Origin of the sequence: Methanothrix sp. (assembly GCF_030055635.1) — an archaeon.
In the GTDB taxonomy this organism is placed as follows: Archaea; Halobacteriota; Methanosarcinia; order Methanotrichales; family Methanotrichaceae; genus Methanothrix_B.
Window position 1 is genome coordinate 55,298 of the sequence record NZ_JASFYM010000006.1, and the last position, 25,640, is coordinate 80,937.

Consider the following 25,640-nt stretch of genomic DNA (forward strand, 5'->3'; position numbering starts at 1 on the left):
GCTTGCTGTGTTGGATAAATTTCTCAAAATCACGTCTAAAGATTTCGATTCCGATCTATTCTCCACACATTACATGAATCACCTTCTGCTTGCCGATATTCATGACTTATCCAACACAGCAGCACAGCTCGCAAAGATGTATGATGAAGGCATCAAACTGCTTTCATCACAATAACCGCCAGACCATCCCTCTTCGGGACTGCATTTTCAATATCATCTGCTATCTCTGAGGCGCTCTTCGCTCTGGATCCGCGCACAACCCCTATGAGATGCTCCAGGTCGAAGCCCTGCACCTCTATCATGCTCTCAGAGTAGATGACGAGAACATCCCCTTCTGAGATCGATCGTTTCTCATACCCAAGATCGAGCTCATCCCTGATCGCCATGGGTATACCATCGCCACAGAGCGTATCCACAGATCCGTTCTGGCCCACCACAAATGGCGGGGCATGTCCTGCGTTTGAGTAGATCACCTCTCCTGAGCTGTGATCGAGAACTGCGTAGAAGCAGGAGATGGGAAAGTGTGAGCTCTTTGCCAGTATGCCATTCGCACGCTTTATCACATCGTGAGGTTGTGGGGACGAGTGCGCTCTTATAACTGCCCTGGCGGTGGCTGCGAGGGCAGCAGATTCCAGTGAATCCCCACCCGCCCTGCCCATGCACAGAGCGATCCTTCCGGGCTGGATCTCCTGAATATCATAAAAAGTGCCGCCTCTCGATATCTGTCGGACGCAGAGATCGTATCCCTCGACGGGGGGCAGGGAGTCTGTGAAAAGGAAACGGTCGAACTTTTCTAATAAAGAACTCTCCCGATCCTGAGTCCCCCTTTCATATCCCTCAGCTCTGGCACCGTCGATGAGAGTTCTTAGAGACCTGCGCATGGACTCCACGGATTCCGCGATCTCCTCGAGGTCACAGTCTGGAGGCAGACGTTTATCAAGGTCGCCCTCACCGATGCGCCTCAGCGTCTCTGATATGCATTCTGCATGTTTTCTGAACCGCCTGCGGACGGTCATCCCTGCCAATCCGAACACCACGCCGGAGATTATTATCAGGAGCAGACCTTTAGAGAAGATTGCTGATGAGATGCTGCGCATCAGTTCCGCTGACCTCTGGCTGAGGGAGTTCAAGCTGCTCTCCATCAGGCTCAGAGGCACCATCATCTGCTCAGAGGGGTATACAACAACAACAGTCCAGCCGACACTCTTCACGGGCGAATAAACCACGTACCATCTCTGTCCGTCTATAGCGAGAAAATCCGATCCGCTCTTCCCTTTTGATATAAGATCACCGAGCTCCGCGAATGCAGAGATGTTTGATCTGTAGAGGTTTCCGGAGATGAGAAGGCTGTCCCACGGGGCATCTCCTCTCCTGACCTTGGGCATCATCACAAGATCGCCGGTCCTGTTCACTATGAACGGATAGCCGCTGCCTCTGAGCCCTGAGAGATCCGAGTAGATATCTGACAGAGATACCTCTGATGCTGCAACACAGTACAGAGTTATGTTGCGGTAAGCTGGTGCTGCGCATATCAGATTCATCTCATCTCCGGGAATCCACACTGTTCCTCCGGCAGCCTGTGCTGCTGCGTACCATCTCAGCGAATTGATCTCAGATGCATTCCTGGCAGTGTTCCTGGTACCTTCCATCTCCGGCCATGAGGCGATCCTTCCATCAGCGGTCGCCAGGTAGATGTGCTCGATCGCGCTGTTTCTCTTCATCGCTCTCCTCAGAGTCTGAGACAGGGAGCTGTTCGGATCTGCCACTCGATCGATATCATAGAAACCGGAAGCAACATAATCCGCCACTAACTGGTTGCTCTCCGCGATCCTCCTGAAGAACTCCTCGTACTGCATTGCCTTTGAGGATACAAGAAGCTCCTGATCTGTTGCGCCCGATGAGTAATTGATCACGGTGCTGTTTATGTCGCCGGGCTGAGCCTGGATCGATCCCGATATCCTGCTGACCTCCGTATGGAAAAGCAGTCCCATAAGTGCTGCAGGTACCACTGCTGCAGTCACCATTAGCACGATCATAGTCAAAGATACGGGCGATCTCATCTTCATAATTCACGGTCTATTTTATGCTGCACAGCCTGGATGCAGCTTACAGTCTCTGTAATTCATTTACTATAAACCACTTTTCAAGCATGTGGGGTTATTGGTGGCATGCTGAACTTTGTGTGAGGCTTGTTCGGTCGGTGGCAGGCATCAATACATCTGATAGGCTGCATCTAAAGGCATTGCTATGCGAGTCGTGTGCTTGTATCATTGGAATCCGCATCACTAAAACTGTCCAGAATCGTGGGATGTATTGTCCTCAACAATCGATTCCTTCAGAACCATTCAGTGATTCAAGCCCACGACCGTCATCCTCTCCTGGCGAGCGAATGGTGTCGGAGCCGTTCTGGAGGGCATCCAGGTTGCCGCCGCCCAATAGGAGACACTTTAGATCAGGGGGTTATCAGATACCATAAAAACGGCCGCACAGATACCGAAATGTCCGGCTCGGTCTCTGCACCTGCTGATTCGCAGACAGCGTTCCGGCATGAAATGATGTGGGCTCAGGTTTGTTTGATGGACGCATTCCCCTTTAACCAAACAAAGACCACCGATTACCTCCCGCTCGCTTCACCTTCTTCCCCTGGTCCGGATGCAGGGCAAAGCATGCGACCTCCGCTGCCCGTCTCTGCGGCATTCCGGGCACAGATCGAGCCAGCTCATCTGGAACCCCTGCATCTGGGAGATGTGAGCTGCCACGTGCTCGATCTCCCGCTCTGTGGCGAAGGGCTCCCCGCAGGTGCTGCACCGCCTCATCCTGAATGTGAGCGTGAAGCTCTCTGCTTTTAGACCCGGTGATATCGCACCTGCAGGGCATGCCTCGATGAGCCTCTCCGTCATGGATTCATCATGCGGATGAAACGTTATGCTGCGCACATCTGAGTCCTCTGATACAGATATGCTGCTCGATATCGCAGAGCACGCCCGGCAGCCGATGCATCTCCTCTCATCTATCTTCATGATGCTCACCTCAGCCTGGCTGCAAGGACGGCTGCAGCCCTCGCTCTGGTGGATCTTGTGACCACATCGACATCTCCAAGCACAAGAGCCTCTGCCGGACAGGTCGTGACGCAGACCGGCGTACCATTTCCACACATATCGCATCTCTGTACCATTGAGTCTAGCTCTATCGCTCCAAAGGGGCACGCAACGAGACACAGACCACAGAGGGTGCAGAGATCTGGATTGAATTTGACCATATCTCCATCCTGCCTCAGCGAGCCGGTGCAGCAGACGGCGGCGCATGGCGCTGCGTCGCACTGGTGGCAGTAGAGGGGCACAGCTGCCAGATCACTCACAGTGCCCACGGATATGCGTGGATGCCCGTGCTCCCTCTCGCACGCGACCTCGCATGAGCGGCAGCCGATGCATCTCTCCGGGTTGAGGTATATCTTCGCCATCAATCAGCCCTCCCGATCCTGCACGCAGCGATCTTGAGCTCGGGCATCATGGCATTCCTGTCGAGAAGCTCTGATGCTATCAGGTTCGTCTCTGGGAAGTGGAACGGCATGAAAAGAGTCCCGCGCTTCTGTCTCGGCGTGACCCTTGCCCGCGCCCTCGCTCTGCCCCATCCTGTTTCGACCACGACTGTGTCACCATCAGCCACGCCGAACCGCGCGGCATCATCAGGATTCACATCTACATGCATCTCCGGCTCCCGTTTCACAAGCCCTTCACTCCTCATGGTCATAGATCCCGAGTTGTAGTGGAGGACCACACGCCCCGTGAGGAGGATCAGAGGGTGCTCCGGAGATGTCCGCTCCAGCGGAGTGTGATGGACTGGGGAGATCCTCGCCCTTCCATCCGGAGTGGAGAATCTCTCTGCATGGAGAACAGGAGTTCCTGGATGGTCTGGATGCGGGCACGGCCAGATTATCCCGCCGCGCGCTCCGGCGTTGCGCCTGCTGATGCCGCGGTATGCAGGGACCGCCTGGTTTATCTCCGCCAGAACCTCCTCCGGCTCAGAGGGAAAATCAAATCCGAGGCGCGCTGCCACCTCTGCCAAGATCCAGATATCAGGCCTCGCCTCTCCAGGAGGCTCTCCTGCCCGGGATACCCACTGGACCCTCCGCTCTGTGGATGTGAATGTGCCCTCCTTCTCGGCCCATGCCGCAGCCGGCAGCACGAGATCCGCAAGCTTTGCGGTATCTGTCATGAAGATCTCCTGCACGACCATGAAACACCTCTTGAGCTTCCCCCTCCTCCGGGATACGGTGGGATCCGAGTTCACGATATCCTCGCCCATCACGTAGAGGAACCTCAGATCTGCGTCTGGCATCATATCAGCGGTCAGGCCGCGCCCCACCGGAAGGGCACCCGCATTCCACAGACGTCTGAGCTCGTCGATCTCCCTGGAGTCATCCACAGATCTCCATCCAGGATAGAAATCAGCCAGAGCTCCCATGTCACATGCCCCTTGAACGTTGTTCTGCCCGCGAAGTGGAAGTATACCTGCGCCGGGTCTTCCGATCTGCCCACAGATGAGTGCGAGGTTCGCGCATGCTGTCACGTTATCTGTCCCGCATGTGTGCTGGGTTATGCCCATGCAGTAGACTATTGTGGATGCGCTGGATTTCGCGTAGAGCCTCGCGGCTCTGACTATATCTCCGGCACTCAGGCCTGTTATGGATGATACCCTGTCAGGTGTGTAATCGCTGACATCGAGCTCCTCAAATCCTCCTGTCCTCTCCTTTATGAACGACCTGTTCTCCAGCCCCTCTCTCAGTATGACGTTGATCATGCCGTTGATGAGAGCGATATCTGTGCCCGGATTGAGCTGCAGGTGGAGATCTGCGAGCCACGCTGTTGGCGTCACCCTCGGATCTGCGACGATCACAGCTGCGCCCCGATCCCTCGCTCTCAGGATCCACCTGGCGACCACAGGATGGTTCTCTGCGAGGTTTGATCCTATCAAAAGAATGCAATCTGAGAGAGCGAGATCTGTTATCGGATTGGTCATCGCAGGGGTTCCGAGCATCCGGCGCAGCGCGACGATCGTCGGCGAGTGGCAGCGTCTCGCGCTGTTATCGATGCTGTTCGTCCCCACCAGGCGCGCGATCTTCTGGAAAAGATAGTTCTCCTCGTTGGTGCACTTCGCAGAGCCAAGGAATGCGATGGATTTTGGCCCCATCTCCCGCAGAGCTCTCTTCATCTCCTCTGCGAGCCTGTCGAGCGCCTCCTCCCACGACACCCTTATCCAGCCATCTCCAATCCTCATCATGGGATACCGCAGCCTATCCACGTGATTCAGAACATCAAGGGCTGCGTTTCCCTTTGGACATAAAGAGCCCTCATTGACAGGGTGGTCCTGCATGTACTCAATGCCGCTCCGGGTGATGTAAAACCCGCAGCCCACAGCGCAGTAGGGGCAGACTGTGGGGGTCCTCGCGCTCATCTGCATCACCGGCTGGCAGCCACACCCCGCGCGAGCTTTAGAGCGGACGCGGCCCTCCTCGCTTCCGAGAGATCCTCAACCACCCCGTAGATCAGGGCGCGGGTGGGGCACGCACTGACGCATGCAGGGACATCCAGCTCCGGGCACCTGTCGCACTTTATCGCAACACGCGCCCTTCTGTCCCTCCCGATCACCCCGTACGTGCAGACAGAGGCGCACGTCCAGCATCCGATGCAGACATCCCTGTTGTGACGCACCACTCCTGTGAGAGCGTCCTGCGTCAGCGCTCCTGTCGGGCAGACTGCAACACACGGCGCATCCTCACAGTGCCTGCATAGTATAGGCACAGCAAGCGAGTACTCCGGAACATGCTCCACGTACAGCCGCTTCTGCGGCATCTCTGATAGCGCCCTAAAGAGATCCCTGCTCACGGAGTGCTCGACAGCGCAGGCGATCTCGCATGACCTGCAGCCCATGCATCTCTCCGGCCGCACCAGTATCTCCTTCATGATCTACACCTTCAGCCCCAGGCCCTTTCTCCTGCTCTCTATGTGCTCTATGATGAGCCTGGCTGCTTTGAACGGATCCGGCTCGACCGCGAACGTCGCCCCAACAGCATCGCCAAGGTCCTTCGTCAGGATCCTCGTCACCACAGGGCTTCCGAGAACTGGCGGCACCGTGCCCAGGACCGTGTACACCCCTGAGGCCACAACATATGCCCCTATGCTGACCGCCTTCTCGCTCATCCACTCAGGAGCTGCGCCTGCAACCGGAAGATCGCTTATGTCCACTCCAAGCCTGTTCGCGATCGCAGCCGCCACCACAAGAATCCTGCTGATGTCAACGCAAGAGCCCATGTGCAGAACCGGAGGTACACCCAGGGATTCACACACACCCCTCAGCCCGTCCCCAGCCTCCGCTGCAGCCTCAGGCCTGAGCAGACCTGCCTTCGCGCATGCGATCGCATTGCATCCGGTCGTCACGACGAGCACGTTGTTCCTGATCAGCTCCCTGACGAGGTTGATGTGACCAGAATCATGCTGAACCTTTGGATTGTTGCAGCCGACGACTGCTGCGATGCCCTTTATCGATCCATTCACCACAGCATCTATGAGCGGCTGCGGTGATCCCCCAAGCGCATTCAGTATCGCCTCGACGCTGAACCCGACCATGCACTCGCTCTTCTCTCTTGGTATGATCACCCTGCTCTTGTCCCGGTTCCTGTAGTTCTCGACCGCTGTTCTCACGATCTCCCTTGCCATCTCTGCTGCCCGTTCCTCGCTGAACTCCATCCTGAGGGCTCCGGGGAACTCCGCCTTCGGGGATGTTGAGATGAACTTCGTGTGATAGCACGCGGCGAGGCTTCCGAGCGACGGCATGACGCACTGCACATCGACCACCATGGCCTCAACAGCGCCTGTTATCACGGCGAGCTCCTGCTGGAGGAAGTTTCCTGCCACTGGGATACCGTGGCGCATAAGCACCTCATTGCCGGTGCAGCATATCCCGGCGACGTTGATCCCCTTCGCCCCGAGCTTCTCTGCGAGCCTGATCATCTCAGGATCTGAAGCGGCCTCAACGATCATCTCCGATAGGATGGGCTCGTGGCCGTGGACGATTATGTTCACCTCATCCTCCCTGAGCACGCCCAGGTTCGCCTCTGATCTCTTGGGAGATGGCGTTCCGAAGAGGATATCCTGCACCTCTGTTGCAATCATCGACGCGCCCCAGCCGTCAGCGATGCTGGTTCTCAGCCCCTGGAGCAGGATGTGAAGCGGATCGTTGTCCACACCCATGTTTGTGCGGTGCATGCACTCCACGATCTCCCTGTCGATGCCTCTGGGGATTATGCCCAGCTTCTCCCAGATCCTCTGCCGCTTCTCCGGGGCTCTGTGCGTGAGCATCACAGATCCCTGCTGTCTTCCGAAATCCGAGAGCAGGGCGTTTGCGAGATCTGCTGCACCTCCACCCTCTCCCCAGCTCGAGATGTTGTACTCCGCTGCAAGCGCTCTGAGCTTAGCCTCATCTCTGATCTGATAGCTCCTCGCCCTTCCCTCGGATGCCTCCTTGAAAACAATGACAGCGTCTCTGGCGTGGTCTGCATGTGCGGCCGCACCTGCAGCTATCATCCTCAGGAGGTTGCGTGCAACAATGATATCCGCGGTCGCGCCACAGACGCCCTTATCAGGTCCCTCCCCGAAGGGATCTATCCTGCACGGCCCCATGTTGCAGTTGCGGCAGCATATGCCGAGAAGTCCAAATCCACACTGAGGTTGCTGTTTGTTGAAACGATCCCAGGCAGTCTCGAGTCCAGCCCTGCGTGCCTCGAGCAGCATCTTCGTGGTGGCTGGATCGATGCTCTCAGTGGCAGGTTTGTTCGCCATGTCTGATCCACCATTTTAATGAATGTGTCCCAAAATAGCCAGCCGCCTTGATAGGTAGCACGGTCCTGGAGAGGCACTGCAGGGTCGCCTATCGCGGGTCACCTATCGCAGTCGATTGCTGATGCAGTTTTGAGACGACTTCTCACGGATCCGCCTAGCAGGCTCTGCATTGCAGATGCGTGACTTGTGTGCGTATGTATGACATGCCTTAGTGTATCGTATAAAAAGATATGGATACTTGACAATTTTATGATAGAAGTCTCCGGCCTATGTTGCCGGCTAGATGACGCTGAATGTTGCATTTAAAAGATGTCACCTGCCATAAGTAACACTTATCTTATTGTAGCACAATAGAAATTTTTATGCCTAAGATAGAGATTTCAGAAAACTCAGGTGCTGAGGAGCTGGCACCCATCGCAATCGCCATAAACGAGATACTCAACCTTCCTGTCACGATGAGAAGCGCGGGAGCCAGGGGGGTGAGGGTGGAGAGGGGCATGGTGGTGGATGATGACTACACAGGTCCAGTCCTTGAGGACGTTCTCAGATCCGGAAGGGCGGTGAGGACGATACCCTCCAGCGGCGCCTTCAAGGGGGTTCCGGTATCTGTCGCCCCCATCAAGCTCAAAGATCGTGTTCTTGCAGCTGTCGGCGTGGTGGATGTTGTTGGAACCATCGATATCCCGGAGATCTTCGGAGCATACGTGGATGTCGTGAGACAGGTCTCGGAGCACAGGAAGCCCTGAGCACATGCGGATCCGCAGAGCATGCATGGATGATCTCGACAGGATCGTGGAGATCGAGAAGCTCTGTTTCCCGGAGGATGTTCTCTTCACAAGAGGTCTCTTCTCATTTCTTCTTAGAAATGTGACAGCCCTTGTTGCATGCGATAACGATGAGATCGTGGGCTTTGTGATAGGGTATCTCACAGGCAGGACGGGCGTGATATACACGATCGATGTGCATCCTGATCACAGACGAAAGGGTGTGGGATCAGCGCTGCTGGGTGCGATCGAGAGAGAGATGCAGGCTGCCGGGGCGAGGCGGTTCAGGCTCGAGGCTGCGATCTCCAATACAGCTGCGCTGAACCTCTACCGGAAAGCTGGATATGTGGAGGGAGAGGTGCTCAGGAACTACTACGGTTACGGTAAGGATGCCGTCAGGCTCTGGAAGGAGGTATCAAATACTCCTCCCTGAGCTCCCCACCACCCCCCCGCACCCAGGAGGTTACGCCATGAGCAAGCAAGCTGCATTTCTGTTTCTTGTGTGCCTGCTACTGTATGTGCTCTGCTGTGATGCGTGCGCAGAGACGATCTCCCTCGGACCACGGAGTATTTACATCGACATGAGCTGCGTGCCGGATCCGTATGTTGTAGTCCATGGGATGATCGAGGAGACGCACCGGCCAGAGGAGCTCAACTGCAAGCTCTACACAACCACCATCGGCCATGCGAATGATGTCGTTCTGGAGCTTCACAGGCTGGATGGAGAGATAAACGTGAGCATGGAGAGGCTGGTGCCGTTCGCTGAGCATCTTATTCCCCAGGGCTGGAGCACAGAGCATGGGGATTTTGAGGTGGATGGTCACAAGGGGGTACTCATAAATGCGACAGATCTCTACTATCCGAAGATGCGCCTGGTATGCTTCAGCCCTGACGGCGATGACGGCTGGGGGCGCGATATAATCGTCGGACGCTCCACGGTATGGGGCAACCGCAGCATCGATCTCTTCAGATCGATACGGATACTGTAGAGGCTTATGCAGTCAATTCGTCGGAGAGGTGACTCTGGTACCCAAATCAGCAGCAATAGACTCAGTATTTTTCTGTGAGTTTACCTATCCGCAAAATCACTGGGATGAGCCACTGTAGAAATCGAAGGCATGCGGCGATGCAACCAGTATCAGGTGTGATGATAAAAATCCAGCTCGCAACGGCATCAGCGGAGCCATTCTAATCTGAGGATCCCTGCACACACATCCGATCCGGTTAAGTACCCGCTCCCACAAGATGCTACCATGCGATACAGGAACGTGTGCGACAGGGTTTATGCGGTTGGAGGTCCTGATATCACAGGCGGCGACGACTGCTGTGTGTACCTTGTGGACTGCGGTGCTGATCTCGCTCTCATCGATGCAGGCCTGGGGAGGAGCGTCGATAAAATTCTGAGAAACGTCCAGTCCGCAGGATACGAGCCGTACTGCATAAAGTACATCATAGCGACACACTGCCACATCGACCACATCGGGGGCATAGCGCCGCTGGTGAACCTCTACGGTCCCAAGGTCATTGCGCATGAGCTGGACCGGAGGGGAATAGAGGAGGTGCATGACGATCTCACTGCCGCGGACCTTTACGGCATCGAATACACGCCGACGAGGGTCGACATACCCCTGAAGGGAGAGCATGAGGTTATCCGCATAGGAGATCTCGATTTCCACATGATACACACGCCAGGCCACACTCCCGGATCCATATCGCCCTTCATCGAGACAAAAGATGGCAGGGTCCTCTTCGGCCAGGACATCCACGGGCCGTTCTCCCCAAAATGGGGCTCGGATCTTGCGATGTGGAGAAAATCGATGGCCAGGCTGCTTTCGCTGAACATAGATGTGCTCTGTGAGGGGCATGCAGGCGTCTACAGGGGAGAGAAGGCGAGAAGGTACATCGAGTCATACCTCAGGAGATACGGCCAGTCCCACAGCACCTAGGCGGGATGACGCGCGATCCTGAGAGGAGCTGCTCCTCTCAGCTCAAAATGGTTAAGACCGAGGAGCGTGGAAACGAGGAGTTGGAGATGGTGATGTGATCGAGCTCGGCATGGTACTGCTGCTGATCGCAGTCGTTATTGGCATCTTCGTGATCCTCAGGTCCCTCAGAACGTTTTTGGTCAACGCGCTTATAGGCCTCTTTGTTTTGTACCTCGCAAATGCAGCCGCAGGTCTCGGCATAGGATACGACTGGTCTGTTGTATTGATATGCGCATTTGGCGGAGCGCTCGGCGCCCTGATGGTGATAGCACTTCACATCATGGGATGGGCGTTCTGAGAGTCGCTCTGCGCACATCTCACAGAGGGGGCTGGATCTCCAGGAAGAGCCAGTAGACGGCCAGGTTCGCTGCTGTGAGGGGAATGCCGGCCTTGATGAACTCCACGAACGTTATCGTGGCTCCATCCTTCTCTGCGTTCTGAATGATTATGACGTTGCTTGCGGCTCCAAGAATCGAGAGGTTGCCAGCAATGGTGCTGCCAGCAGCCAGCGCGACCATCGCCTGGGCTGTCGCCCCGATCTGGTTGAGCACCGGCAGGTAGAGGGCGACGAAAGGCACATTCGATACCAGCTGGCTCAGCGTGACGCTCAGCCCGAGGACCATGGGTATGGAGGCGATCTCACTGCTATCCAGATTCAGTGAGCCCTGGATGAAGCCCGACCTCCAAACAGCCTCCATGAGAACGAACATCGATGCGAAGAATATCAGCGTCTCCCAGTCGATGCCTCTGAGTATCTCCCACCTGCGGTTGCTCAGGAGGATAACCGGGAGAGCTGCTGCCACGGCGATGTATGTCAGCCTGAACGATTCCCCGATGCCCCATATCACAGCTCCCATCTTCAGCACTATGAGAATCACGATCATCGAGAGAGAGATCCTGCATGCTCTTGCGAGATGCTCGTCCCTGAGCGCATCATTCACATGTATCTGATCCAGCCTCCTGAACTCGTTCCTGTAAAACGCCTTCATCAGGAGATATACAATGAAGAGGTTGATGCATGTCGGTATGAATAGATTCCCGAAGAAGTCTGCAAATGGGTTCTCCAGACCACCGTCGATCGCTATGAGCAGGTTCTGTGGGTTGCCGATCGGGCTCATCGCGCTTCCTATGGTCACCGCGAACGCCAGCGAGAGGAGCATGAGACCTGGTGCGACCCTGTGGACCCTGGAGAGGTAAAGCACCACAGGTGTGCCTATTATCGCTATTGTGTCGTTCATGAGAAACGCGGAGAGCATGCCCATCCCGAAGAGCAGCATTATGAGAAGCTCATCTGTGCTGTCAGCCCTCCCGAAGAGCCTGTTTGTGAGATGGAACAGATATCCGCTCTGGCGCATCGCCTCCCCGACCACAAACATGCCTGCAAGAAAGATCATTACATCGACGTTGATCGAGCGGATGGCATCCACGGGGGAGATCTCGCCGAGCGCGACGACAGCTATCGCTCCTACTGTCATTATCTGCCAGATCTTCAGCCTGAGTCCGCCGACCTGCCTGAACGCTATGAGCACGAGCACGAGGATCAGAATAAGTGGTGAGATCAACTGTGGTCATCCTCTGGCATCGAATTTCTGGACAGAAGCGAGTCCCAGCTATTTCATGGTATATATATTTTGCTCCAAGAGTGGCGATCCGGAGGATGATCAGCTCCAGATAACTCCACTGCCCCGGGGTGCTGTTCTCAATGAATCGAGCAAATCGCTCTGCCCCCTGCTCTCACTCCGAGAGGCGCAGGAGTATGCCTGTGTTCCTGGCCCGCTCGATCGTTATCTCCAGGGCGATCAGTCCTGCGATCATGTACGCACTCACCATCGCCGCTCCTGTCAGGATGTGGTGATCCCCAAAGCCGTAGGCGGACCTGTAGTACTCCAGAAAGTACGTCAGCGGCACGGCACGTGCCATGAGCTGGAGCGGCTCCGGAAGAACGCTGACCGGATAGTATATCCCGCTTATGAGCATGATCACTCCGCTCAGGCTCCATGCTGCAACATCTGCCTTCTGCCCGAAGAGGAGGATCGAGATGCAGACGATCATCCCTATTATGGCTGAGACTGCGAAGACCCCTGTCAGAAATATCAGAACCGTGTGGATACCTCCTGCGAGGAAATCAAAGCCGAAGAGGATTCTGCTGATGACAACGAGTATCGTGAATGCAAATGTTCCCCTCACCATCCCGAAAAGGAGGGCGCCGAGCACGAGGTGGTACCCACGCACAGGAGATACGAATGTGTTCTTTATGCTCTTCGACCACATGTCGAAGAGCAGAACGTAGGCGACATCTATCTGGCATATCTGGAGGATCGTCAGCCCGATCGCACCCACTAGGAGGAACGCGACTGTGTTCCCCCCTACACCCAAAAACCTGGTCATCAGGCCGATGGAGAGAAGGCTGATCAGCGGCCAGAAGACGAGCTCGAAGACCGTGAACACGTTCCTCTTTGATATTATCCAGTTCTTGTATGCCGCTGATAGGCACTTGTTGATCTCACCCTGCAAGCTCAATGAAAACATCCTCCAGATCAGGCTCTTCCACACTAAGATCAAGAATCTCAGCGCTCTGAAATGTGCGCATGACCCTGCTGAATGTAGCCTCGTTCTTATCGATGACCAGATCGGCCCTGCCCGATGAAAGATCTGCTGATATCACTCCTGGAATCGACCGGAGGGCATTTGCCTCTATATCTCCCGTGTACCATATCGTCAGCCTCTCTCCAAGCTTCAGGCTCCTCTTCAGCCTTGCCGGTGTGTCCTGTGCGACGATGCGCCCCTCCTTCAGGAACGCTATCATGCCGCAGAGCTCCTCGGCCTCTGGCATGTAGTGCGTGGTCATGACCACAGAGACGCCCATGTCCCTGTGGATTCTCCTCACCAGCGCTCTCGTCCTCTGGGCCATCTGCGGATCCAGGCCGGTCGTAGGCTCATCCAAAAACAAGAGCTTAGGCCCGTTCAGCATCGCCTTCGCAAGCGATAGTCTCTGCTTCACGCCGGTCGAGAGGTTCTCGAAGCGCGTGTCCTGATACTCGTAGAGACCGAAGCTCTCCATCGACCAGTCCACTGCCCTCTCGAGCTCCCTTCCATGGAGACCGTATAGCATGCCTGAGTGGCGCAGGTTCTCTCTGACAGTAAGGCTCCACGGAAAGTTCGGCTTGCCTGTGCTTATGTTAATGTGCTTCCTGACCTCGTGTGTATTCCTGCGGGCGTCTATACCCAGAATCGTGAGCTCGCCCCTGTCAGGGTATATCAGAGTGGAGAATATCGAGAGCAGGGTGGTCTTACCGGAGCCGTTCGGACCGAGTATGCCGAATATCTCCTCTCCATCTATCAGGAGATTGATATCCTTGAGAACCTCTTTCCTCCTCCGGAACAGCGTGTTGAATCCCTTGCATATCCCGAGTGCACAGACCGCATCATTCATGGCTCAAATGACCTGATCCTCCCTGATGCAAACGAAACCTGCCATCGTTGTTCATCTCGTGACTTCCCTCCCAGTAAGGGAAAGGGCTTCATGCGCTTCGACGAGCTTCGATGTTGTCGAAGCCTCTCGACGCAGTCGAGAGCTGTCGAAGGCTTCATGGATCCTGTTACCCAGTGTGCTCCTACTGGCGTAGAGGAAGTGTCCTACTATATAAGTGGCTACTCTGCGTTGCGGTCTCTGTCCAGCTTGATCCCGCACCGCAGGCATTCATGGACTCTATCGTTACCATGAAAGCACGACATGGAGGGTTGACCTTACTTGTCGGGTTGTTTGGACGAAACCAACCCGCATCTCAAACGCTTTCATCCTTTTGGCACGCCTCTAATGTCGCATGCAGCGTTTCAGCGTTTTCGGTACGATGATGCCACAACCTGAGCAGCGCTGAGATGTGCATCTGGGGTAGAAGCAGTGACCGCTATAAGTAGCCACTCGGATGCAGCCTGTACGCCCTAACACAGAGATGCTGTTGTGTTCATATGTGTTTTTCACATCTGTACCGGCATGCATTATACACCTCTGAGATGATCACGTGGCTCAGCCTGTAGCCACCTCTGCTTCTGGGGATCTCCGGATAGCTCTCGACCGTCTCGATGCTCAGACAGGAAGCGCCCGAGTCGCGGATCTCCTTCAGGACAGACCAGGGTATCAGATGAGCGCTTTTCGATCTGCCTCTTCCGCCCCGGAACTCAACCGCCAGCACCCCTGTGCGGCCTGAGAGCTCTATGAACCTGCCCTCCCTCTCGATCTGATCCGGGGAGAAGTGCTGCTTGAAATACAGTGGTCCCTCTGTGGCGAGGCTCTTGCACTCTATGGCGAGGTAGTACTCGGGGTATCTCGAGTCGACGAGCACGTCCATATGCTGCGCTGAGAACCTGGCCTGCCTTAGCCTGTAAGCGATCGCCTCGATCCCCTCCTCCTCGAAGAACGTGTTGAATGCCCTCACGAGCTCCCATTCGAACTCAGCCAAGCAGACCCCATGTGAAGGGATAATCGATATGTTTATGATTCTTGTGATCGAAAAATAAAAGGGTGGTTTTCTTGGACCTGGAGGAGATAGCGGCAAAGTACACCATGAAGGATCTCAGGCCGATAGCCAAGAAGTACGGGATCCCGACCCGATGCGTTAAGAAGATCGATATAGTAAAGCAGCTCCCCCCGGAGGCGCTGGAGGAGCTGGAGAAGAAGAGCTGAGAGTTCCGGGGCCTGATCATACATAGCTCTGTTTCACTGTTATCCGGTGGTATCGCTGAACTCATGGTTCCGGGAGCAATGCAGTTGATGATAACAGGTGAGGGTGTCGGAGAGCCCAAGATATCTCGATTCTTGCGAACCTCTGCGGGTTCGGGATCAGCATCATGAATAGCATCGGTCGGCTTGTTCGTGCCAGAGCAGCGGATGAAGCGTGGCGCCGTGGTCTCAACATCATATGGCGGCAGGGCGCCGAGATCGAGGACGAGAGGGGCTCGAGGACGAAGGAGCTGATGAACCTCATGGTAGTCGTCGAGGACGCGAGCTCCTGCGTTGCACCCCGCGAGTACTCCTGGACAGAGGAGCGTCTGGATGAGTATGCGTCACAGCTCCTTTCCCCTGAGAACCCCGGGTTCGAGTACACCTACGGGGAGAGGCTCAGGTCGTGGAACGGAGAGGTCGACCAGATCGCTGTGATAATAAATCGCCTTAGAAAGAATCCCGGGACGAGGAGGGCGACCGCGGTGACCTGGATTCCTCCGGTGGATCACAGGAGGGATGAGGTGCCGTGCATGGTAGTCTGCGATTTCAAAATAAGATCCGGCAGGCTGAACCTCACAGTGATGTTCAGGAGCCATGACTTCGCCGGAGCTTATCCTGCGAATGTTTACGCTCTGACAAGGCTCCTCCGCTATGTCTCAGAGGAGACCGGAACGGCACCGGGGAGCATCACCACGCTTAGCGCATCAGCCCACATCTATGAGCACGACTGGGACTGGGTGGAGAGCATGATCGTGAGAGTGGGGGAGCGGCAGGCTGGTCTTTAGGGATCGCACCAGCCCTACCCCATCTGGCGGTTGGCCACTCATGAAGACATTCATCCTCCAGATGGCGCTGCTAAGCGCACTCCTCTCCGGCCTGAAGACCGGAGCTTGCGCCATGTTTATTATCTATAAGCCGCTCTGCTGGCGCGCCATCGAATGAAGATGCGTGATATCGCACCGATGCGATCTCCTAGGGCGCCCGATGCGACCTAATCCAGGTATTTCTTAATCCTGCTCATCAGGATCTGCTTCGGATACGCTCCAACAAGCCTGTCGACGAGCCTGCCGTTCCTGAAGACCAGGAGCGTTGGTATCGCGGTGATGCCGTACTTTCTCGATGTGAGCGGGTTCTGATCCACATTCAGCTTCCCGAACACCACGCGTCCCTTCAGCTCGCGCGCCATCTCATCTATCACAGGCGCGATGGCCCTGCAAGGCCCGCACCACTCAGCCCAGCAGTCAACCACGAATACAGGGTACTGCTTTATTCCGGAATCCATGCTGCTGTCCGTCACCAGAACCGGCCTGTCCGGGTACTCTATTCTGGGCTCGCTCGCCACATGCGACCTCGCGGCCAGCTCGCGCTTCAGCTCCTCGAGCTTCTTTCTCCTTATCTCATCCAGCTCATCCATAGCGGACCTCCAGCCTCTTCGCCGCATCAGATATGAGCGATCTGAAGTGATCAAGCTTTCCAGGGATTATGCGGTACTGGAGGAGCGTGAAGTCCATGAACTCCAGGAGATCCTTCTCGTAAGCGTCTGCATTTCCCAGCGTGTCTATGAATATAACGCCCTTGAAGCATCCCATCTCGAGTCGTGCCTCCTCCATGCCCCAGCCGAGCCGTCTGAATATGTCGCGCCAGCACTCGATCCATCCCGGGGTCAGGTAGAAGTATAGCCCCTCTGATGCGATCCTCTCAACCTCACGCCTTGTTATGAGCGCGTCTATGCAGTTCTGGCAGTCTATCAGCTCAGCTCTGTATCCTCTTAGAAGATCGTTCATCTTCGGATGGCAGGCGCCGTAGACCACGATGATTTTGCTATTCTTACAGGACTCCAGCGCCTCTCTCAGCCGGAGCGCCAGCGCATCGAAATCGACATGCAGACCCGGATCCAAATAAATTGGATCAAACGAGAAATCCAGATCCCCGGAGATACGCTCGATCTCCTTTCTGAAGACGCCGCATGCGATCATGGAGTACCCAGCGGTGCTCATAGGAACCTCCTCGGGTGCAGTGGTAGCTGATCTCATATGTGTCTGAGCAAAGCTCACATGAACTCCAGCAAGGTGCCGATACTGAGCTCTCTAGCCCTTCTGTAAACCAGGCTGGCGACAGCGATGTCCTGTATTGCCAGTCCTGTGGAGTCGAAGATTGTTATCTCCATGTCGTTTTCCCTTCCTGGAATCTTCCCGGCAACGATCTCTCCGAGCTGGGCGTGAATCTCATCGCTCCTGTACTCCCCTCTGGATATCGGGACGTTCACCTCGCCGGAGTGGACCGCCTGGGAGAGATCATCGACGACCACCTTCGCGCGCCTCAGGAGCCTCGGGTCGAGCTCCTGCTTTCCAGGAGCGTCAGCGCCTATCGCGTTGATGTGAGTTCCATCCCTCACCCACTCCGAGAGAACAACAGGCGCCCTCGAGGGGGTGGCTGTGACGAGTATATCGCAGTCGCACGCATCCCTTGCATCGCTCACAGGAACGCACTCGCATTCCAGGAAACCACTCACATCTGAGACGAATGCCCTCGCACGCTCCTTTCTCCTGTCCATGACCCTCACAGCCTCAAGATCGAATAGCTTTGCGAGGGCCATGATCTGGGTCCTCGCCTGCGCTCCCGCGCCGATGATGCCCACAGCGCTCGAATCCCGGCGTGCCAGGTGCTTCGCCGCTATCCCGCCTGCGGCACCGGTGCGCATGGCTGTGAGATACGTGCCGCCCATCAGGGCAAGAGGGGCGCCGGTCTCGACGGAATTCAGGATGACCACTGCCATGACAGAGGGCAGACCTATCTCCGGGTTCCCTGGGTGGGAGTTGACTATCTTGACCCCTGTCGCCTCGAGCTTTTTGATGTACGCAGGCATCGTTCTGAGATCGCCATGCTCGTAGTAGAGATACGACTTCGGTGGCATCTGAACATTCCCCAGGCCGTGCTCTGCGAACGCAGATTCAACAGCCGGAATAGCATCCTCCATGGTCAGAACAGATCTCACGTCATCTTCTGAAAGCCAGAGTATCTCCAAGCTCAACACCGGCACACAAAAAGATGTTATGGGAGATAATCTTAGCTCTGTGCGATGGATCGCTATGACGTGGCTGTGATAGGCGCGGGTCCTGCAGGGCTCATGGCAGCGAAGCATGCGTCAATCTGCGGCGCCAGCACTGTTGTCCTGGAGGAGCACAGGGCCATCGGCCACCCTGTCCAGTGCGCGGGCCTTCTCGGCGTCAGAGCGCTTGAGGCATCAGAAATTCAGGCGGAGGGCTTTCTGCTGAACCCATTCAGGGGCGCTGTATTCGTCTCCCCCGATGGCTCCAGGCTATCATTCAGGTCATCGGATGTCCGTGCCTGGGCCGTCGACAGAAGGCTCTTCGACAGGAGCATGGCAGTGGCCGCTGTCCATCATGGAGTTGAGATCATGCTCGGCGCGCATGTGAGGTCCATGAGAAGAGCCGACGACCTCATGGTTCTGCATCTCCGCGATAAAGAGATAGCAGCGCGCGCTGTTATATCCGCTGAGGGTGTGAGGGCATCGCTGGCCAGGCGCTCCGGCATCCCCCCTCCAAAACGCCTGCTCTCCGGCGCACAGGTTGAGGTGCCTTTTGATGTTGATGATTTAGAATCGGTGGAGGTGCATCTCGGCAGAGAAATCGCGCCAGGCCTCTTCGCATGGGTGATCCCGATATCCAGGAGCTCAGCGAGGATAGGCCTCTGCGCCACAGAGAGCGCATGCCATCACCTCAAAAGATTCCTGAGCTCAGCGAGGATAAAGGAGAGGATCCTCGGCTCTCCTGTCTCGCTTGTTGTCGGAGGTCTTCCATTAGGCCCTCCGGAGAGGACATGTGCAGATGGCATGCTCGCCGTCGGGGATGCGGCGGCCCAGGTGAAGCCCACATCCGGCGGAGGTGTGTATCCTGGACTAGTATGCGGACGAATCGCAGGAAGGGTTGCAGCTGAGCACGCTCTGAGTGGCAGGCCGCTTGAGAGATACGAGCGCGAATGGAGATCCGCGATCGGCAGGGAGATATCTCTTGGCATGAGGGTCAACGATATCCTGAGGCGGATGAGCGATGGAGAGATCGATATGATGATAAGAAAGATCGCCTCAACGCCGGAGGCCATAAGGGCGATCGAGGAGCATGGCGATATCGACAGACCGAGCCGTGTGCTGCTCCGGCTTATGCCGATGCTGGCGCGGGATCTCTCTTTTATCAGAACGATACTAAAGGCCGTGTTCTGAGGATCATTTTCTGCGGATCTGCGTGAACCCGTCTCGAAATAGCCAGCGGCACACGGTATATCGGTAGGGGCCCCGGAACCTGAATGCACTGAAGGATCACATCCTGCCGTTGGTTGCTGGTGCAGCTCTGGGACAGGATGAATGTGGCATCAGCTCAGAAGCTTCAGCTGCTCCATCTCGCCCTCAAGCCTGTGCAGCTCCTTCGTGTCCAGCGCGAGCGGATCGATGTGCACGAGCATCACAGCTCCCCTCAGCGAGACCTCATCCCTCTGCGACTGTATGAACCTCAGGACGGTCTCGTAGTTGCTCTGTGTTATCAGGTATCCGATGCCCTCCATGAGTATAACAGGGTACTCAGCTCTCCTGAGGAAATCTGATATCATCGAGCTGAGCCTGGGGAAGTTTGTGGGATCCACGGATCTGAACTTTCCCTCTTCAGTCTTCTGCGTGAGCCATATGACCCTCTCAGGAGATATCCCGTACTTCTCGCGGAGGCTCTCAGGGTTGTACCTGGATATGCACAGTCCATCCAGCCCTGCGTGGATGAGCTCGCTGAATATCTCGAAGCACCGAACCGGCTTGTCCTCCTCGATCGCATATGTCGTTCCTGGGTTCAGTATCAGCTCGTAGATGCTGAATCCGTACTTGTCGATGAGCGGTCTCAGCGCCTTTACATAATCAAAACCAGGATCAGCTCTGCTCACGCTGGAGCAGATGCGTCTTATTATCGCGAAGAAATGCCTCCTCGTGATCTTGCACCGCGTATCGATCTCGATCAGGCCCCTGCCGCGCATGTCTGGATCGCAGGATGCGCCCTCTGCGATCCCTGATTGCTCGCTGAGAACAGAGTTGGCGATATCCATCGCGGCCTCAGGCGATCTCGTCCCCGCGATTATGGCGAGTATAAACGTCCTGAGGAGATACGAGGGCAGCGGGCCTGCTGTGAATATCAGCCCTTTGACCTCTGTGGGCTCAGCCCCGGATACGCCGCAGAAGCCTATGAAGTCAGAAGAGTCCGCCAGGATGAGTCTTGTGTTTGTTCTGCGAACGAGATTCTCCAGCTGATTTACAAAATCCAGCACGTCCTCTTCAGGTATCACATTCTCATTGGCGCGAACAAGATGCTCGAGGTTGTCAAGAAGTATCACGCCCTTCTTGCTGGACTCGACGAACGTCTTTATCGTGAGGAAGAGCAGCGGAAGATTCGCGGGCGATATCTGCTTCTCTCTGCCCTCCCTCTTCGGGTTCAGCCATATGATCGGAGTCTCGGTGAGACCGTGACTGCTTCTCACATCCTCTGGCGGCCTGCGTGTGACGCACAGCCCCTCAAACCCATGCGTCACCTGATCCGTGAAGACCTCATATGCTTTCTCAGCGGAGAAGTAGATCTTTCCAGGCTCGAGTCTGAACTTCAGCGGAGCAGCTCCGGCTCTCTCGACAGCCGGCTTGAACGTGATCTCCTCCTCCACGATGAGTCTCGTTGTTGATGTGCCGAGCGAGCCTGTGAGAACCCTCTCCACGTGATCCCAGAGGTCAAGGAGATGCCTGGCATCGACCCTCTCCCTGGAGACGCCAAGCCTTGCAAGATCCGCGTCTATGAGCATCCTGGCCTTCTCCGCCCCTATGTATCTGGAGAGCATCGACTCGACCTCATCTACAGTCCCCAATCTTATGGCAGGCCTCTCGATCGGGATCGCACCCCTCCTCTCGCTGAATATCTCGACAAATCCCTCTGCCTGGATCTTCTCCTCAGGCGTCGGGGCGCTCATCAGGGAGAACAGCACATACAGGCTCGCGTTCGCGAAGAGGCTCCAGAACACAGAGTTCGTCCATGGATCCAGATCCACGCCGAAAAGGTTCGTCGGATTTAGCGCAGATACCCCGAACGGGCCTGCGTCCAAGATCGACTGCGAGAGCCAGCCGGCCTTGACGACTGTGGGTACAAGCGCGGTGTATACCCAGAGCACAAACCCTGCGCTCATGCCTGCGATGGCCCCCTCCCTGCTGCCCTTCCTCCAGTACAGACCTCCAATAACAGCTGGCGCCATCTGGCTCGCGGCCACGAATGATATCAGACCGATATCAACCAGGCTCTGGTACTCGACAGCCCTGGAGTAGAGGTATCCGAGCATCACCACGAGAATGATGTTGATGCGCTTGGCGTTGAGCAGGAGCCCCGGGAGACCCCTTCCCCTGCCTATGTACCTCATGAGGTACGGCAGCTCGAGCTCGTTCAGCATCATATGGCCAACTGCAACACTGTCCACAAGCACCATCGCAGTGGCTGCGGACGCACCTCCTATGAAGACGAGCAGAGCGAGAGGTATGTTGCCCGTGGAGTACGGGATCTCTATCACGAACATATCCTTCACGCCGGGAACGCCCAGAATCAGGCCTGCGCCGGCTATCGCTGGAACGAATAGGTTTATAAGGAGCAGGTAAAGCGGGAAGAGCCACATCGCCTTTCTTATGTGCGATTCATCAGCGTTCTCGACAACCATCACGTGGAACTGTCTGGGGAGAAGAAACGCAGCGAAGAAGGATATCACCGTGAGCGAGAACCAGGATGTGTAATCTATGTTAATTAGATGCGAGAACTCCTCTGTTGAAAGGACACGGTCGATTATCTCCGAGTATCCGCCGAATATCCCCCACGTTATGTATGCGCCAGCGACAACAAATGCGGTCAGCTTGACTATGGATTCAAACGCAACAGCTGCGACAAGCCCCTCGTGCCTCTCCATCGGATCGAGATGGCGCGCCCCGAAGATTATGGCGAATATGCCTAGCAGGACTGCCACGACGAGCTTTGTGCCCCAGAATGTCTCTCCGCCGCTTATTATCTGTATAGAGCTGGAGATGGCGATGAGCTGGAGCGCAACGTAAGGTATGACGACCATCAGGCTCACAACGGTGACTATTGCGCCTATGGCGTAGCTTCTGCCGTACCTGAAGCTTATGAAGTCGCTGACAGATGTGAGACGGTACTCCTTTGATATGCGGACTATCTTGCGTATCATCACCCATCCGAGCAGCATCGCAAGTGTCGGGCCGATGTATATCGTGAGAAACTCCAGGCCGCTTGTCGCAGCCCTCCCGATGCTTCCATAGAATGTCCATGCTGTGCAGTATACCGCCAGGGATAACGCATAGACATATGGATTAGAGACTATGCTCCTGCCGGCCTGCCTCTGCCTGTCCGCGTAATACGCTATGAGGCTAAGAAGGAGGAGGTATGAGACTATGAGGGAGAATGCGAAGAGCGGCGCGCTCAACTGGAACCCCTCCTGTCGAAGAGGTAAGCCCAGGTTATCACAAGCGACCACACAAGAAGGATGTAAACCAGCCGCTCGGGGAAACCCAGTATCCTCTCAGCGGGGCTGGGTATCGAGAGTATCGGCCAGTTGAACAGAGCCACAGCTATCACGAAGGCCAGAACCCACAGTTCGACCTGCTCGAATAGTCCTTTCGTTGATATGGTCATGCCTAAAGTCCCGGGTAAACCGTGATGCCCTTCGATGATATATCGAGAGCATGCTTCCCAGCGCGGTGGGATGTGCCCATCATCTTGAGAATCTCCAGGGACCGCCTTCTGGTCCTGCCTATCTCCATGTTGTAGAGTATTATCACCCCATCTGTTATGCAGGCTATATCCTGGGGATACGGAGTGCTAGATCTGGACTCGGCTGTTATCAGAACCACGCTGTTCCAGCTCTTCATCATGGCGCCCAGCCTGAAGAGGAATCTGCTGTAGCCATCCCTCAGCACCGTCCTGAGGAATGGGAGGGAGTCTATGACTATTCTCCTGGGCTGAAAGCTCCTCACCTCGCGATCCATCAGCTCCAGGATCTCGTCCTCATCACCCCTCTCGATCACCTCGCCGAGATCAACGTATTTTATCAGGGTGCCGAAATGCCTGTGGTCCACGAACTCGTAGGTGGAGATGAACCTGAGCATCAGCTCGGCAGGCTCGCTGAGGGCCATGAAGTATATCCCGCGCTCCCCAAGCTCCGCTCCCTTGAAGAGGTACTGCATGCACAGGGTCGTCTTTCCGCTGCCGGTCTCCCCTGAGATCAGAACGCTGGAAGGTACCGGTATCCCGCCCTCCAGCATCTCATCCAGCCCCGGGATTCCCGTGGGCATCTTCTCTATCTGTCCCGTCCGACCGCCTCCATTATGTGGCGGAGCATGAAAGCCTGAATCCTGAGTGATCAATTACCATCTTTTATTATTTCTCTTTTGTCTGTGGAGATAATCTGAAGGAGATCGTGCAGGCTTCGTATCTGGTGCAAAATTGGGGAAAACCGATGTTCATTGGACTGATGAGCTGAAGGCATCGATAAATGCCTAAAACAGCTGGGCATCAGGAATCGACGACCTCTGACTGTACGATCAATGGGTACATCACAGGTGAATTAGTGAGCAGCTAGAACGGCTGGAGGTGATGCTAAAAATGCCCCGAGATCCAGCTTTCCGATAATTCGCAGAGATGAACATGAATACGGGCTAAGACAGCACATCTCAAAAGTATCTACATGTCTCATTATGTGCGATCTATGGAATCGGGATCTAACAGGCTACACCTCTGCGATCCTGCGGCACTCGCCATAGGAGGAGCGCAGGCGAGCATCACAGCTTCAGCCCGAACTCCTTCAGCCTGTGGACGGCATCCCTGCGGGCGCTCTGATGCTCTCTCAGGAACTCCCTGATTCTGGCTGCAGCGATCTTCTTGCACGAGCCGCACATCTGCCTGCCGCTTCTGCACTCTCCGTACAGCTCCTCCAGCTCCCTGTCGTCCTCGGCGAGGTGGAAGAGCAGGAACTCGTAGACAGCACACCTCTCAGGCTCTCCACCATAGCGTCGCTGCTCGGCCAGAGACTGCCTCCCTCCGGTTATCGCCCTCATGATCTTGCTCGCAGCCTCATCAGGATCCTCTGTCAGCGCTATGTGGCTCTCCGGCCGGCTGGACGACATCTTTCCTCCTGTCAGCCCGGTCATGAACCTGTGGTATATCGATGCCGGCGGGATGAAGCCGAACTCGCCGTTCTTAACCTCGACCTCTCTTATGATCTCATCTATCCTATCAGCGCTCTCACCATCGAAGAGATCTATGTGCTCTGAGTACTGCTTGATCCTGTACCCTGAATCGATCAGCGCATCTGCAGCAGCCCTGATGAGATCAGGACCGGCCGCCTTCCCCCGGATGCTTATGTATCCCTCCCTCTGCTCGACCAGGAATTTTCGCATCCGGTATGCGAGATCTCTGGTCAGCCGCATGTGCGCATCCTGGTCGGATCCCACCGGAACAACAACAGGCTTCGGACCTCCGTAGTCCGGAAGCTGCGGGTGGAGGATATCCGCGCTCTGGGCCATCACGCTCTCCATGTGGCCGATCGATGTCTCTCCGGAGAAACCGTAGATCGCACTCACCTCCGAGAAGTTCGTCTCCGCTGCCAGTTCAAACGCGAGATCCCTCATCCTGTAGTTCTCAGACTGGAAGTATATGTGGCCGGTGGGCTCGAAGCCGAGAGCTATGAGGCTCAGGATGTAATCGTTGATCCCGAGCTCCCTGCACCTATGCCAGCTGATCCCGCGCACTGCATGCGCCTCCATGTTTGCGATGGCCACGAACGCATCCGCGCCGTGCTTCTGATGCCATATGATCTCGTTCATCACCATCATGTGGCCGAAGTGCGCCCTGCCGCTGGGCATGAAGCCGCTCATGACCGCAAAGGGCCTGTGCTCCTTCATCGCCCTGAGAACGACATCGTAATCTCTGTGCCCGAATATGATGCGCCTTCTCATGTACGGATGCGGATCTTCGATCTCCGGCAGGATCTCCTCGAACCGAGAGATGCCAAACTCCTCGAAAAGCTTTGAGTAATCTTCGATCTGAGATGAGCCCCAGGGATCCAGCTTCACTTCCATGGCTGGGGGCAATGATCCGGACGTATATTTAAGTTATCTCTCATCCGCTCTTATCGAGTGGGTTGAGACGAACTGCGATCCAGTGAGAATGCACCATGAATCCTGACAGCTCAATGCTGTGGATCTCAGTAACAGGGCATACCACATCATTCTGAATGCAAG

Annotated in this window: 25 protein-coding genes; 8 read left to right on the forward strand and 17 right to left on the reverse strand. The window is 55.8% G+C overall.

Features of this window, described 5'->3' with window-relative positions:
- Positions 1-152: 152 nt before the first annotated feature.
- From QFX31_RS03870 to cooS, 6 genes are all read right to left on the reverse strand, one after another.
- Entirely contained in the window at positions 153-2,036 is a 1,884-nt protein-coding gene (locus QFX31_RS03870; RefSeq protein ID WP_348530850.1) for a SpoIIE family protein phosphatase, read from the reverse strand.
- 594 nt (positions 2,037-2,630) lie between these two features.
- Positions 2,631-3,020 (reverse strand): ferredoxin, encoded by a 390-nt coding sequence (locus QFX31_RS03875; RefSeq protein WP_348530809.1) that lies wholly within the window; start codon positions 3,018-3,020, stop codon positions 2,631-2,633.
- Positions 3,021-3,025: 5 nt separating this feature from the next.
- On the reverse strand, positions 3,026-3,460 hold the full coding sequence (locus tag QFX31_RS03880) for a 4Fe-4S binding protein (protein WP_348530810.1): 435 nt from the start codon (positions 3,458-3,460) through the stop codon (positions 3,026-3,028).
- A complete protein-coding gene (fdhF, locus tag QFX31_RS03885) occupies positions 3,460-5,454 on the reverse strand; it encodes a formate dehydrogenase subunit alpha (RefSeq protein WP_348530811.1) in 1,995 nt (664 codons plus the stop codon). Before fdhF ends, QFX31_RS03880 begins: the two co-directional genes overlap by 1 nt.
- 5 nt (positions 5,455-5,459) lie before the next feature.
- Positions 5,460-5,963, reverse strand: a complete 504-nt coding sequence (locus tag QFX31_RS03890) for a 4Fe-4S dicluster domain-containing protein (protein WP_348530812.1) — start codon at positions 5,961-5,963, stop codon at positions 5,460-5,462.
- Positions 5,964-5,966: 3 nt separating this feature from the next.
- Positions 5,967-7,838 (reverse strand): anaerobic carbon-monoxide dehydrogenase catalytic subunit, encoded by a 1,872-nt coding sequence (gene cooS, locus QFX31_RS03895; protein ID WP_348530813.1) that lies wholly within the window; start codon positions 7,836-7,838, stop codon positions 5,967-5,969.
- 362 nt (positions 7,839-8,200) lie between these two features.
- Here cooS and QFX31_RS03900 point away from each other — a divergent pair, with 362 nt between their 5' ends.
- The 5 genes from QFX31_RS03900 (at position 8,201) to QFX31_RS03920 (ending at position 10,885) form a co-directional block, all read left to right on the forward strand.
- Positions 8,201-8,584, forward strand: a complete 384-nt coding sequence (locus QFX31_RS03900) for a DUF2111 domain-containing protein (protein ID WP_348530814.1) — start codon at positions 8,201-8,203, stop codon at positions 8,582-8,584.
- 4 nt (positions 8,585-8,588) lie between these two features.
- Positions 8,589-9,035 carry an N-acetyltransferase gene (locus QFX31_RS03905; RefSeq protein ID WP_348530815.1) on the forward strand — a complete coding sequence of 149 codons (447 nt, stop codon included), beginning with the start codon at positions 8,589-8,591 and terminating at the stop codon, positions 9,033-9,035.
- Positions 9,036-9,072: 37 nt separating this feature from the next.
- Entirely contained in the window at positions 9,073-9,591 is a 519-nt protein-coding gene (locus QFX31_RS03910; protein WP_348530816.1) for a hypothetical protein, read from the forward strand.
- 264 nt (positions 9,592-9,855) lie between these two features.
- Positions 9,856-10,548, forward strand: coding sequence for an MBL fold metallo-hydrolase (locus tag QFX31_RS03915; RefSeq protein ID WP_348530817.1), 693 nt, complete (start codon positions 9,856-9,858; stop codon positions 10,546-10,548).
- Between the two features lie 94 nt (positions 10,549-10,642).
- Positions 10,643-10,885: a pro-sigmaK processing inhibitor BofA family protein gene (locus tag QFX31_RS03920; protein WP_348530818.1), complete on the forward strand. Its 243-nt coding sequence runs from the start codon at positions 10,643-10,645 to the stop codon at positions 10,883-10,885.
- A 19-nt stretch (positions 10,886-10,904) separates the two neighbouring features.
- Here QFX31_RS03920 and QFX31_RS03925 read toward each other — a convergent pair whose 3' ends face one another.
- The 4 genes from QFX31_RS03925 to QFX31_RS03940 all read right to left on the reverse strand — a co-directional run bounded on the left by QFX31_RS03925 (position 10,905) and on the right by QFX31_RS03940 (position 15,047).
- Positions 10,905-12,149, reverse strand: a complete 1,245-nt coding sequence (locus QFX31_RS03925; protein WP_348530819.1) for an anion transporter — start codon at positions 12,147-12,149, stop codon at positions 10,905-10,907.
- Positions 12,150-12,321: 172 nt separating this feature from the next.
- Positions 12,322-13,107 carry an ABC transporter permease gene (locus QFX31_RS03930; RefSeq protein ID WP_348530820.1) on the reverse strand — a complete coding sequence of 262 codons (786 nt, stop codon included), beginning with the start codon at positions 13,105-13,107 and terminating at the stop codon, positions 12,322-12,324.
- Complete coding sequence (locus tag QFX31_RS03935) at positions 13,091-14,020, reverse strand: ABC transporter ATP-binding protein (protein WP_348530821.1); 930 nt, start codon at positions 14,018-14,020, stop codon at positions 13,091-13,093. Before QFX31_RS03935 ends, QFX31_RS03930 begins: the two co-directional genes overlap by 17 nt.
- Before the next feature lie 532 nt (positions 14,021-14,552).
- The gene (locus QFX31_RS03940) at positions 14,553-15,047 is read right to left on the reverse strand and encodes a hypothetical protein (protein WP_348530822.1); all 495 of its coding nucleotides are present in this window, start codon (positions 15,045-15,047) and stop codon (positions 14,553-14,555) included.
- 62 nt (positions 15,048-15,109) lie between these two features.
- On the opposite strand from QFX31_RS03940, the gene QFX31_RS03945 reads away from it, so the two are divergent.
- The gene (locus QFX31_RS03945) at positions 15,110-15,271 is read left to right on the forward strand and encodes a hypothetical protein (RefSeq protein WP_348530823.1); all 162 of its coding nucleotides are present in this window, start codon (positions 15,110-15,112) and stop codon (positions 15,269-15,271) included.
- Positions 15,272-15,435: 164 nt separating this feature from the next.
- The gene (locus tag QFX31_RS03950) at positions 15,436-16,095 is read left to right on the forward strand and encodes a thymidylate synthase (protein WP_348530824.1); all 660 of its coding nucleotides are present in this window, start codon (positions 15,436-15,438) and stop codon (positions 16,093-16,095) included.
- Between the two features lie 206 nt (positions 16,096-16,301).
- On the opposite strand, the gene trxA is transcribed toward QFX31_RS03950, so the two are convergent.
- From trxA to ala, 3 genes are read right to left on the reverse strand one after another with little or no spacing between them, the layout of a single operon-like run.
- A complete protein-coding gene (trxA, locus tag QFX31_RS03955) occupies positions 16,302-16,724 on the reverse strand; it encodes a thioredoxin (protein WP_348530825.1) in 423 nt (140 codons plus the stop codon).
- Positions 16,717-17,307, reverse strand: a complete 591-nt coding sequence (locus QFX31_RS03960) for a DUF1638 domain-containing protein (protein WP_348530826.1) — start codon at positions 17,305-17,307, stop codon at positions 16,717-16,719. Before QFX31_RS03960 ends, trxA begins: the two co-directional genes overlap by 8 nt.
- A 53-nt stretch (positions 17,308-17,360) precedes the next feature.
- Positions 17,361-18,335 (reverse strand): alanine dehydrogenase, encoded by a 975-nt coding sequence (gene ala, locus QFX31_RS03965; RefSeq protein WP_348530851.1) that lies wholly within the window; start codon positions 18,333-18,335, stop codon positions 17,361-17,363.
- Positions 18,336-18,389: 54 nt separating this feature from the next.
- Between ala and QFX31_RS03970 the strand changes: the two genes are divergently transcribed.
- Positions 18,390-19,550, forward strand: a complete 1,161-nt coding sequence (locus QFX31_RS03970; RefSeq protein ID WP_348530827.1) for an NAD(P)/FAD-dependent oxidoreductase — start codon at positions 18,390-18,392, stop codon at positions 19,548-19,550.
- A 149-nt stretch (positions 19,551-19,699) separates the two neighbouring features.
- Here QFX31_RS03970 and QFX31_RS03975 read toward each other — a convergent pair whose 3' ends face one another.
- From QFX31_RS03975 to QFX31_RS03990, 4 genes are all read right to left on the reverse strand, one after another.
- Positions 19,700-22,825 carry a DUF835 domain-containing protein gene (locus QFX31_RS03975; RefSeq protein WP_348530828.1) on the reverse strand — a complete coding sequence of 1,042 codons (3,126 nt, stop codon included), beginning with the start codon at positions 22,823-22,825 and terminating at the stop codon, positions 19,700-19,702.
- Positions 22,822-23,034, reverse strand: coding sequence for a hypothetical protein (locus QFX31_RS03980; RefSeq protein WP_348530829.1), 213 nt, complete (start codon positions 23,032-23,034; stop codon positions 22,822-22,824). The genes QFX31_RS03975 and QFX31_RS03980 overlap by 4 nt, the downstream gene beginning before the upstream one ends.
- 2 nt (positions 23,035-23,036) lie before the next feature.
- The gene (locus QFX31_RS03985; protein WP_348530830.1) at positions 23,037-23,693 is read right to left on the reverse strand and encodes an ATPase domain-containing protein; all 657 of its coding nucleotides are present in this window, start codon (positions 23,691-23,693) and stop codon (positions 23,037-23,039) included.
- Positions 23,694-24,179: 486 nt separating this feature from the next.
- A complete protein-coding gene (locus tag QFX31_RS03990) occupies positions 24,180-25,478 on the reverse strand; it encodes a tryptophan--tRNA ligase (RefSeq protein WP_348530831.1) in 1,299 nt (432 codons plus the stop codon).
- Between the last annotated feature and the right edge of the window lie 162 nt (positions 25,479-25,640).